At 57.7% G+C, this 10094-nt stretch carries 11 protein-coding genes and 1 tRNA gene; 4 read left to right on the top strand and 8 right to left on the bottom strand.

Going from position 1 to position 10094, the window contains the following annotated elements:
- Window positions 1-118: 118 nt before the first annotated feature.
- The 3 genes from minE to minC form a co-directional block, all read right to left on the bottom strand.
- On the bottom strand, window positions 119-376 hold the full coding sequence (gene minE, locus ACMHYW_RS02165; protein WP_027704614.1) for a cell division topological specificity factor MinE: 258 nt from the start codon (window positions 374-376) through the stop codon (window positions 119-121).
- Window positions 373-1191, bottom strand: a complete 819-nt coding sequence (minD, locus tag ACMHYW_RS02160; RefSeq protein ID WP_027704613.1) for a septum site-determining protein MinD — start codon at window positions 1189-1191, stop codon at window positions 373-375. Before minD ends, minE begins: the two co-directional genes overlap by 4 nt.
- Window positions 1192-1342: 151 nt before the next feature.
- Window positions 1343-2077: a septum site-determining protein MinC gene (minC, locus tag ACMHYW_RS02155; RefSeq protein WP_414500693.1), complete on the bottom strand. Its 735-nt coding sequence runs from the start codon at window positions 2075-2077 to the stop codon at window positions 1343-1345.
- 209 nt (window positions 2078-2286) lie between these two features.
- Between minC and ACMHYW_RS02150 the strand changes: the two genes are divergently transcribed.
- Window positions 2287-2363 (top strand) — tRNA-Met (locus ACMHYW_RS02150).
- 243 nt (window positions 2364-2606) lie between these two features.
- Here the strand turns inward: ACMHYW_RS02150 and ACMHYW_RS02145 are convergent.
- Window positions 2607-3401, bottom strand: a complete 795-nt coding sequence (locus tag ACMHYW_RS02145; RefSeq protein WP_414500692.1) for an alpha/beta hydrolase — start codon at window positions 3399-3401, stop codon at window positions 2607-2609.
- Between the two features lie 541 nt (window positions 3402-3942).
- Between ACMHYW_RS02145 and feoA the strand changes: the two genes are divergently transcribed.
- The 3 genes from feoA to ACMHYW_RS02130 are packed head-to-tail and all read left to right on the top strand — an operon-like array spanning window position 3943 to window position 6776.
- Window positions 3943-4242 carry a ferrous iron transporter A gene (feoA, locus tag ACMHYW_RS02140; protein ID WP_051523679.1) on the top strand — a complete coding sequence of 100 codons (300 nt, stop codon included), beginning with the start codon at window positions 3943-3945 and terminating at the stop codon, window positions 4240-4242.
- Between the two features lie 9 nt (window positions 4243-4251).
- Window positions 4252-6555 carry a Fe(2+) transporter permease subunit FeoB gene (feoB, locus tag ACMHYW_RS02135; RefSeq protein ID WP_414500691.1) on the top strand — a complete coding sequence of 768 codons (2304 nt, stop codon included), beginning with the start codon at window positions 4252-4254 and terminating at the stop codon, window positions 6553-6555.
- Window positions 6543-6776 carry a FeoC-like transcriptional regulator gene (locus ACMHYW_RS02130; RefSeq protein WP_414500690.1) on the top strand — a complete coding sequence of 78 codons (234 nt, stop codon included), beginning with the start codon at window positions 6543-6545 and terminating at the stop codon, window positions 6774-6776. Before feoB ends, ACMHYW_RS02130 begins: the two co-directional genes overlap by 13 nt.
- 113 nt (window positions 6777-6889) lie before the next feature.
- Here the strand turns inward: ACMHYW_RS02130 and ACMHYW_RS02125 are convergent, their stop codons facing one another.
- The 4 genes from ACMHYW_RS02125 to ACMHYW_RS02110 are packed head-to-tail and all read right to left on the bottom strand — an operon-like array spanning window position 6890 to window position 9881.
- Window positions 6890-7615, bottom strand: a complete 726-nt coding sequence (locus ACMHYW_RS02125) for an amino acid ABC transporter ATP-binding protein (RefSeq protein ID WP_414500689.1) — start codon at window positions 7613-7615, stop codon at window positions 6890-6892.
- Complete coding sequence (locus tag ACMHYW_RS02120; protein ID WP_414500688.1) at window positions 7612-8304, bottom strand: amino acid ABC transporter permease; 693 nt, start codon at window positions 8302-8304, stop codon at window positions 7612-7614. The genes ACMHYW_RS02125 and ACMHYW_RS02120 overlap by 4 nt, the downstream gene beginning before the upstream one ends.
- A 3-nt stretch (window positions 8305-8307) precedes the next feature.
- Window positions 8308-9054: an amino acid ABC transporter permease gene (locus ACMHYW_RS02115; RefSeq protein ID WP_414500687.1), complete on the bottom strand. Its 747-nt coding sequence runs from the start codon at window positions 9052-9054 to the stop codon at window positions 8308-8310.
- Window positions 9051-9881, bottom strand: a complete 831-nt coding sequence (locus ACMHYW_RS02110; RefSeq protein ID WP_414500686.1) for an ABC transporter substrate-binding protein — start codon at window positions 9879-9881, stop codon at window positions 9051-9053. Before ACMHYW_RS02110 ends, ACMHYW_RS02115 begins: the two co-directional genes overlap by 4 nt.
- Window positions 9882-10094 lie beyond the last annotated feature (213 nt).

Genomic DNA, 10094 nt, shown 5'->3' with positions numbered 1-10094 from the left:
CACCTGATATCACATTTTGCATCATACAAAAGACCCCGAACCTGCCAGATGTCGGGGTCTTTTGTAGCAGCCGTTCGGCAAGCATTACAGCATGCGCTTGCGCGTTCAGCCCTTTCTCTTAATCATCTTTATTAGGCAGCGTGACGTTCAGTTCAAGCACGGAACAGTCTGCATCGCGATCAAGCGTAATGTTGATAGCATCCTGATCGACTTCGACATAGCGACGAATCACTTCCAGCAGCTCGCGTTCCAGCATCGGCATATAATCCGGCTGGCCACGCTGACCGCGTTGATGGGCCACGATGATCTGAAGGCGCTCCTTGGCAACGGATGCCGTCTTCTTGCGCTCGCCTCGCAGGAAATCGAGTAACTTCACCGGCGACCTCCCCCGAAGACACGACTCAGGAAGCCTTTGCGCTGCACTTCATGGAAACGAAGCGGTACGTCGTTGCCCAGCAGGCGTTCAACGGTATCCATGTAGGCCTGTCCTGCATCGCTCTGCAGATCGTGGGTTACCGGAATCCCTTGGTTGGAAGCGCGCAGTACGGCCTCCGACTCGGGAATCAGCCCCATCAGGTCAATCTTGAGGATATCCTGAATGTCTTCGAGGTTGAGCATATCGCCCGTGTTGACGCGACTCGGTGAGTAGCGCGTGATCAGCAGGTGCTCCTTGACCGGTTCGTCGCCCTGTTCTGCTCGGCGCGTCTTGGCCCCCAGCAACCCCAGAATGCGGTCGGAGTCGCGGACGGAAGAGACTTCGGGGTTAGTGACGACGATCGCTTCATCCGCGAAGTACATCGCCAGCTGTGCCCCACGCTCAATGCCGGCCGGAGAGTCGCAAACGATGAAGTCGAATTCACCGCCCAGTTCTTCTAGCACCTTTTCGACGCCGTCATCGGTCAGTGCATCCTTATCGCGCGTCTGTGATGCTGGCAGGATGTACAAGCCTTCAACGCGCTTGTCGCGAATCAGGGCCTGCTGAAGCTTGGCCTCACCCTGAATGACGTTGATCAGGTCATACACGACGCGGCGTTCGCACCCCATGATCAAGTCAAGGTTACGCAAGCCCACATCGAAGTCGATAACGACGGTACGGTTACCCTTGAGCGCCAGTCCCGTGGCGATCGCGGCAGCGCTGGTGGTCTTGCCAACGCCACCTTTTCCTGAAGTTACTACGATTATCTTGGCCAAGGTCTGTTTCCCGTAAAAGAACGCTTGTTCATTTCATTACACATAGCGGAAGGATGCTGCCTAATAAACGTATGGCCATCCGTGGATGTTCATCTCTTTGACAGCAAATTACGGCCAGCATCCCTCTCATGATGGATCGCTGCCATGTCGATCAGGACAGCGGCGAAATTTCCAGCTGGTCGTCCGACAATTTCACCTGAACATGCTGGTTGATGAGCCCGGGCGGAATGTCTTCGAGCCGCTTGTAATTTCCCGCGATGGAGATCAGCTCGGCATGCAGTTCATGGCAGAAGATACCCACGTTGTTGTGCCCATGAATACCGGCCAGCGCACGGCCGCGCAGTGGGCCATACACATGGATGCTGCCTGCGGCCAGCACTTCGGCTCCCGCATTGACCGCGCCAACGACGACGAGATCACCCAGCGGTGCACTGACCTGCTGTCCTGAACGCACCGTACCACGGAAGATGCGTCCATTGGAAAGCTCGACCTCTTCAGGCACTTGGCGGGCTTCAGGCTTAGGCTCCGGGGCCGTCAGTGTTTCAACCGGCTGCGGGCGAGCGGGCTGCGGTGGGAACCACGCCATGCCCATCGCCCACACGGCCTGTTTGACCTGATCGCTACCACCACGGAATGCCATAGGCAGCAGCTTATACTCTCTGCACAGCGCGCACAGTCCTTCCAATGGCAGCGGGTCGTTGCTGCGCACATGCTCCACGCTGATCACTACCGGGGTGTTCTGAAAGAAGGCGGGAGACTGAGACACCTTCCCGGCCAACTGGGATTTGATCTGATCCAGATCCGCACTGGCCAGTTCCAACACGGTCATGGGCAACATGCCGCCCTTGAAGCTGAAGGCAGCGTCTACCGTTTCCATCTTGATCATTCCCTGCTCCACGTCCTGATCATGAGCTGCTGCGCACCCGGTGTGCGCGTCCATGAGTCATTCTACCCATGTCCGCCGCTGCCTTGGTGCAATTACTGTCCATAATTAGAGAAACTATCCCTATCACTGTAACGGTAGCATAATTTTGCAAATAAACGCGCCGCGCGTTGACAATTTCTCAAAAAGGCGTAGAGTGTGCCTCACGTTGATGCGGGGTGGAGCAGTCTGGTAGCTCGTCGGGCTCATAACCCGAAGGTCGTTGGTTCAAATCCAGCCCCCGCTACCAAATACAGGAAGATGGCCTAGGCGGTCTTCCAGAAGAAGGGAAGTGCTTTCGAGCGCTTCCCTTTTTTCGTTTCTGCCCATCACCATGCTGCTCTACGCTTTTTCTTGCACGGCAGCGCCATATCCTATTGCCCCACCGTCTGGATACCCGACATATACTCTTTCCTTAGCATAACCTACCGCTTCCGCTCGCAAAGCGCTTTTACCGCGCGGCTATGCACGGCTGTTTCCAGTACAGCAAGCGTCAGGAATGTGCCTTAGCCGTCAGCAGCTGAGTCAACCAATGGTCAATTTCATCCATGACCGTGCGCTCAATGCCGTAATATCCGTGCGGACTCAGCGCTCCGCATGCCCGCGAGGATTTTTGGGTTCCGCCATCGACCTGTATGACCCGAACATCGGGACTGGCAGTCAATGCGGCGGCCAGGCGAGAAGCATGGTCGGGCGGTGCGACCCAGCAGCGGTCCTGCCGATTGGCCACAATCAGCACGGGCACGCTGACCGTAGAGGGTGATGCGTCAAAGACCGTTTCACCGCTGCGTCCTTTCACAGTCACAGACTCGGCCAGTACGATGCCTTTTATATCGGGGACATGTGCGGCAACATTCAGTGCTGCAATACTGCCTTGACTGGTGCCGATCAGAAAGATAGGTAGCGAGGACTGCTGCCGAAGTCTGTCGATTATGCGCGAAACGTCTTCAGCATAGGCCTGCGTATGGCGCTGCCCCCGCAGGTTGTGATGGTCAGGGCTGTCCGGCAAGGCCACCGCATAGCCACGCGTCAGCCAGTCTGCTCGCGTTCTTACCGTAAAGTCGCGCGCATGCCGTGGCTGCCCGGCCTTATCAAGACCGACACGCCCAGAGCCACCGGGCAGCATCAATAGAATGGCAGTGGGATGCTCGGGCGCGCTATAAACCATACGTAGCGATTGCCCATCGGAAAACACCAGCGTTTCTACACGCGAAGACGCCACTGCCGTGGATACCCACAGCATCAGTGATATGCCGAGCCATTGGAGACAGCGGTATCTTCTCTGCACTTGGGCCTTCCTTATTGAGAATGAAATGATGTGATGCGCCACCAGCGAGCGCCGTCATGATTCCGGCAGGCACTGATGTGCCCTCGTCTGATGAACGGCATGGTCAGTGCACCACCCAATGTCGCCTGTCATATCAAACAGCGCCGATTCTTTCTCAACGGTCTACCGAACCGATTCTGGTGCCACTGCCACGCCCCTTTGCTTGTGCTTCCATAGCATCCATTTCGACAAAGCACACGCTTTGCCACCTTTATGACAACACCACGACGGGTTATTAGCAGTAAAAAATAGTCGGCATCAGTGGGACGCAACGGTACGTCGGCTTTGTCTTTTGTCGCATTACAGCCTCTCGGCCATACAGTTATCTTTCCCTTCTCATCATAGCCTGAGACAATATTGCCAATTGCAGAAGATAATAATTCTCGTTAGCTTCATCATACGAGAGATAACGCGGCGCAGGCTGGCGTAACTCTTTCGCATGCCTGCGTTATCTGCTCATGCCACTTCGGCGTGAGTGGTTCTTTCTTTTCAGGAGGCTCTCATGCAGATGGCATCATCTCGTGCAGCACATGCCTATCAGGTCACCGGCTTCCATGCTGACATTCACCCCGCTTTCCGACAGCGACTGCTTGCGATGGGGCTGCTGCCGGGCGCAACCTTCCGCGTCATCCGTACGGCGCCGCTAGGCGATCCGGTCGAAATCGAAACGCGTCGGTCGCGTCTAGCACTGCGCCGCAAAGATCTTCAACTGCTGCTCTTTCGTGAACATGACGCACACGCGGCCACCCGCGAAGCCGCCACACCCTCGCATGCCTTGTCCAACAGCACTCAACTGACCTGACCCTATACCATGAGCAGTCTGACCATCGGCCTGATCGGCAATCCCAATGCAGGCAAAACGACCCTCTTCAACCAGCTGACAGGCGCTCATCAACGGGTCGGCAACTGGCCCGGCGTAACCGTCGAACGCAAACTGGGCCAGTTCAGCACCTCGCAGCACGCCGTAACACTCGTCGACCTGCCCGGTGTCTATTCACTGACGCCCAACGCGCGTGACTCGTCTCTCGATGAGCGTGTTGCATCCAGCTTCCTGCTTGAACACCAGCCCGATGTCATCATTAACGTTGTTGATGGTGCCAACCTCGAGCGTAATCTCTACCTGACGCTGCAGCTGCGCGAGCTGGGCGTGCCCTGCATTCTGGCGCTCAACATGCTGGATATCGCTCAGCGCCATGGCATCGTGATCGACCAACAGAAGTTAGCCGAGTTTCTGGGCTGTCCGGTCGTGCCACTGGTCTCTTCGCGCGGCCGCGGCGTAGACAAGCTGCATGACGCCATTGACATGCTGGTCACACTGTCACCCATTGAGCTACAGATCGAGTACGATCCGACGGTCGAAGACGCGCTGCGTATGCTCGAACAAGCTATGCCTCAGCACTATCTTCCTCAACAGCAGCGCTGGCTAGCCTTGCAGATGCTGGAGGGCGAAGAGCACCTGCCAGCCCGTGTCGGTCAGGCCGCTCATCTGATACCGACGGTCAAAGCGCATCTTGATGAGCATCAATGTGATGCGCCGCTGCTGATCGCCGCCACGCGCTATGAACAGATCAATCGCCTGCTGAACGATTGCACCACTCAGCAGCAGCAACAGCGCGATTCCTTTGATCGTGCGCTGGACCATATTGCCCTCAACCGCTGGCTGGGACTGCCCGTGTTCCTGCTGGTGATGTACCTGATGTTCTTCATTTCCATCAACGTGGGCGGGGGCATACAGCCGCTGTTCGATGGCGCCGCGTCCACCGTGTTCGTTGATGGCATTCAGTGGCTGGGATATCAGCTCAGCTTTCCCAACTGGCTGACCATCTTCCTCGCGCAGGGAATCGGCGGCGGTATCACCACAGTGCTGCCACTCATCCCGCAGATCGGGCTGATGTACCTCTGTCTGGCCTTCCTCGAAGACTCGGGTTACATGGCGCGCGCCGCCTTTGTCGTCGATCGCGTGATGCAGGCACTGGGGCTGCCCGGAAAATCGTTCGTACCGCTGATCGTGGGCTTCGGCTGCAACGTGCCGGCCATCATGGGGGCACGGACACTCAACTCGCCACGCGAGCGACTGATGACCATCATGATGGCGCCGTTCATGTCCTGCGGCGCACGGCTGGCGATCTTCGCTGTCTTTGCTGGCGCCTTCTTCTCGCAGCACGGGGCCAGCATCGTCTTCTCTCTGTATCTGCTGGGCATCGTGGTCGCACTGTTCACTGGCTGGGTACTGCGCCACACCCTACTTCGGGGCGAAGCGCAGCCGTTCGTGATGGAACTGCCGCCCTACCACTGCCCGCGGGTCGGCAGCCTGCTCATCCAGACGTGGCTGCGTCTCAAGGGGTTCGTACTGCGTGCGGGGAAAGTCATTGTCTGTGCGAGCATTGTGATCGGTGGACTGAACAGTCTGTCGATTACGGGCCGGCCAGTCGACGGCCGCCTCGATCAATCTGCGCTGGCCTCGGTCAGCCAGTGGATAACCCCGGCACTCCAGCCCATCGGCATCGCACCCGATCACTGGCAGGCCACGGTTGGCCTAGTCACGGGGGCCATGGCCAAGGAAGTGGTTATCAGTACACTCAACACGCTGTATACCGCTGACAGTCTGCGCGAAGAGCCGTTCGATCCCGAAGCCTATAGCCTGTGGGATGGATTGAAATCCGCTCTGACAGATACGCAAGATGGGCTGGCGAACGCATTCTCTCTGCAAACCCTCAACAACCCCATCGAAGGCAGCATGGGCGATGGCTCCATGGATACCAGCACCATGGGTATCATGGCATCGCACTTTGGCAGCGGCATCGCCGCCTACAGCTACTTGATCTTCGTGCTACTGTACGTACCGTGTGCGTCGGTCATGGGCACTATCGCTCGCGAAACCAGCGGCCGCTGGATGATGTTCTCCATTCTATGGGGGCTAGACATGGCTTATTCCGTAGCCACGCTGTTCTATCAGCTAGTGACCTTTGCCGACCACCCGCTGTACAGCAGCCTCTGCATCGGTACGGTCGTGGTGGTCAATGCTCTGCTGTTGCTGGCCATGCGACAGCGTGGAACACACATGGAGACTCTGCCGTCGCATATCGCCGTAGGAACGTCTTCATGCTCGCACTGATTGAGCAGCTGAGGAACGCACCGTCAGGCATCTCGGCCGAAGCGCTAGGCAAAGCAACCGGGCGGCCGCTTCCGTTGGTGACAGCCATGCTTGAACACCTCGAACGCAGTGGCCGAATTGAGCGCGCTGCAGTGGACAGCACCTGCACCGTCAGCAAGCACTGCCGCCACTGCCCCGACAGCAAGGGCTGTATGGTGCCGCTATTCCGCTTGCGTACTTAGCCACTCAATTCTCACCTTCCCAATAAAAACGTCCGCCTTTCCCTGACGAGAGAAAGACGGACGTTTTTATTGGTGGGCTTTGGTGCCCGATCACCGCTGCGGGCGTGATCAGCTCAGTGCGACAGTAGCCGTGACAGGAACTGCTGGGCGCGCTCGCTGCGCGGCTGTTCGAAGAACTGTGCGGTCGGCACATCTTCAATGATCCGGCCTTGATCCATGAAGACCACGCGATCAGAAACGTGACGCGCAAAGCCCATCTCATGGGTCACGCAGATCATCGTCATGCCCCCGTTGGCTAGATCTCGCAGCACGTCCAGCACTTCACCCACCATTTCGGGATCAAGCGCGGACGTCGGTTCATCCAGCAGCATGCAGACGGGATCCAGCGCCAGCGCTCGAGCAATGGCCACTCGCTGCTGCTGACCACCGGACAGCTGCGCCGGTCGCTTGTCGCGCTGCGACAGCAACCCGACACGCTCCAGCATCTGCTCGGCGCGCTCGACGGATTCAGCCTGTGAGCGATTCAGCACTTTGCGCTGCGCCAGCGTCACGTTGTCAATCACGCTGAGGTGCGGGAACAGCTCAAAATGCTGGAAAACCATGCCAATGCGCGAGCGAAACGCAGCCAAGTTGCGCACAGACGTCAGCGATTGCCCTTCGACAATAATGTCACCGCTATCGAACGGTTCCAGTGCGTTCACCAGCGTGATCAATGTGGATTTGCCCGAACCGGACGGCCCACAAATGACGACAACCTCACCTTCAGCCACATCGAGGCTACAGTCGCTCAGCACCTGGAAATGGCCGTAGTGCTTGCTGACATTCCGAATACTGATCATACCGTTTTCCCTGATAGCGTCTTGCGAAGTCCTGCTGCCAGTACGTCCAGCAGCGAGCAGCAGATGAAGTAAATCAGCGCCACGAACAGATAGATGACCGCGGGCTGTGTCATGACGGTGTTACTGACCTGACGCGCCAGAAAGGTCAGGTCGGCCGTGCTGATGATGTAGGCAAGCGATGTATCCTTGATCAGGGATACCCACTGATTGACGAACGACGGCAACATACGAGGAAGCGCCTGCGGCAGGATCACGTGCCTCATGACCTGCAGCCATGACAACCCCAGCGCCTTGCCTGCACGCCACTGCCCTTTGGGGATGCTGTTGATACCCGCAGCCACGCTGTAGGCCAGATAGGCTCCACCCACCGTTCCCAGCGATAGCGTAATGGTCAGCATCGGCGGTGTGGTGCCATGCACCCCGACCAGCTTGGGCAGCACGAAATACACCACGAAGATCAGCATCGCAATGGGAATGGAACGGAAAAACCCTAGTATCGGTACAATAATGATGCGTGCCCAACGCGGGCAGCAGGCCAGCATGATGCCAAACACAATACCGACAACAGCGGATAAGGCCCCCGACGTCAGACTGAGAATCGCCGTAATGGCAGCGCCCTGCAACGGTCCTTCCGGCCACAGGCCCACCATGAAATAGCGGAAGTTGTCGACGATGACGGATAGATCCATGGCTTAGTTCCTCTGCCCGTGCAGCGGCGTCATACAGGCCGTCAGGACGGCATTCAGCAGTTCGACAACGCCTACTGTGGCGATATAGAGCACGGTCACGATGCCGAACAGCTCGAAGGTGCGCTGGGTCGCATCATTGATCATCCCGCACACGTAGAACAGCTCGGCATAGCCGACCGCCATCGCCAGCGACGAGTTCTTGATCGCGTTCATGAACTGGCCCATCAACGGCGACACCACCGCACGCAGCGCCTGCGGCAGGATCACGGAGCGCCAAGCCTGCCCTGACGTCATGCCGAGCGCCTGCGCTGCACGCCACTGCCCCTTACTGACCGTGGCCACCCCCGAACGGCACTCTTCCGCCACATAAGAAGCGGTATAAAGCGTCAGCCCGATCAGCGATGCCAAGAACTCCCACGAGGGGCTTTCCCACACCGTGCCGAACAGCGTCCATTCGGCCGGCGTCATCAACACCAGACGCACGGACTGCGGCAGTAACCCAGGAAAGGCGAAGTACCAGAACAGCAGCTGTACCAGCAGCGGGGTATTGCGAAACAGCGCCAGCCAACCGATAGCTATACCACGTACGGGGGCCAGCGGTGACATGCGGGCAATGCATAGCAACAGCCCCAGCACCAAGGCCAGGGCAATCGATTCAATGGAGAGCACTAGCGTGCATTGCAGCCCGGACCAGATCATGTCCGTGTACTGCGGGGCCAGTGGCTCTCCCCAGAGTGACAGCAAGCTCATTTGGCAGCGGCACCTTCTACCGGTGCGGACTGGCCGATGCGATAGTTGCGTGCCAGCGGCGTGCGGCTGTCCGGCCCGAACCATTTGTCATAGATACGCTGTGCTTCACCGTCTTTCTCCAGCGCCAGCAGCGTATCGTCGACTTCTTTCTTCAGCGCGGCCTCACCTTTCGGGATACCGACAGCGATCAGGTCGTTGGACAGCGTCAGCGGCGGCACCTCGTAATCGTCACGGTCAGGAACGGTCGCCAACAAACCTACCAGTTTGGTGCCGTCCTGAGTGATGGCCTGCACGCTACCGTTGCGCAGAGCGGCGAACGCAAACGGTGTGTCGTCGTAGGCAATAACCTTCGCTTTCGGGAATTTCTCGCGCAGTACGCCTTCATTCACGGTGCCTTTGTCCACACCGACACGCCAGCGATTGAGGATTTCAGGCGAGGTCAGCGTACCCTTGCGCACGATGAACTGCTGACCAGAAGCAAAATAGGGAATGCTGAAGTCGACCTGCTGAGCACGTTCAGGCGAAACGGTGAAGTTGGCCGCGACCAGATCCACCTTGCCTGATACCAGCAGCGGCATACGGTTAGCAGGATTGGTCGGCACCAGCTTCAACTTCACGCCCAGATGCTTGGCCAGTGCCTTGGCGTAGTCGACATCAAGGCCGTCCAGCTGGTGGGTCTTGGTATCAATGAAACCGAAAGGCGGGTTGCCATCAAAGGTCGCTACCTTTAGCTCCCCTGCACGGCGAATGTCATCCAAACGATCGGCGTGGGCCAAAGGGGCCAGCACGCTCAGCGCTGCTGCGGCGATAAAAGGCAGTAGTTTCATAGAGTTGATCCTCGCCATGGCTAGATGGAATATTCATATAAGCAATGAACTATTGATACCATGCGAGGGAACATACCTGAAGGAATGAATTCGAAGGTTTTTATTCACTGATGGAATAAAGACGCTTGAAAAGGCAGAGGCATGTCGTATGTGTCAGCGTCTCATCATCACGCTGAAATGACAATGCCCACCATAAGGTGGGCATTGCAGGGT

Origin of the sequence: Zymobacter sp. IVIA_12111.31 C1 (assembly GCF_047495495.1) — a bacterium.
In the GTDB taxonomy this organism is placed as follows: Bacteria; Pseudomonadota; Gammaproteobacteria; order Pseudomonadales; family Halomonadaceae; genus Zymobacter.
Note: the sequence above shows the minus strand (reverse complement) of the source record. Positions and strands in the feature narration are given on the sequence as shown.

What these genes read in the sequence shown, in the direction of transcription:
- minC (WP_414500693.1), bottom strand. Translation starts at nt 2,077, where the DNA reads ATGATCAAGATGGAAACGGTAGACGCTGCCTTCAGCTTCAAGGGCGGC.
- feoA (WP_051523679.1), top strand. Translation starts at nt 3,943, where the DNA reads ATGCAGATGGCATCATCTCGTGCAGCACATGCCTATCAGGTCACCGGC.
- feoB (WP_414500691.1), top strand. Translation starts at nt 4,252, where the DNA reads ATGAGCAGTCTGACCATCGGCCTGATCGGCAATCCCAATGCAGGCAAA.
- ACMHYW_RS02130 (WP_414500690.1), top strand. Translation starts at nt 6,543, where the DNA reads ATGCTCGCACTGATTGAGCAGCTGAGGAACGCACCGTCAGGCATCTCG.
- ACMHYW_RS02125 (WP_414500689.1), bottom strand. Translation starts at nt 7,615, where the DNA reads ATGATCAGTATTCGGAATGTCAGCAAGCACTACGGCCATTTCCAGGTG.
- ACMHYW_RS02120 (WP_414500688.1), bottom strand. Translation starts at nt 8,304, where the DNA reads ATGGATCTATCCGTCATCGTCGACAACTTCCGCTATTTCATGGTGGGC.
- ACMHYW_RS02115 (WP_414500687.1), bottom strand. Translation starts at nt 9,054, where the DNA reads ATGAGCTTGCTGTCACTCTGGGGAGAGCCACTGGCCCCGCAGTACACG.
- ACMHYW_RS02110 (WP_414500686.1), bottom strand. Translation starts at nt 9,881, where the DNA reads ATGAAACTACTGCCTTTTATCGCCGCAGCAGCGCTGAGCGTGCTGGCC.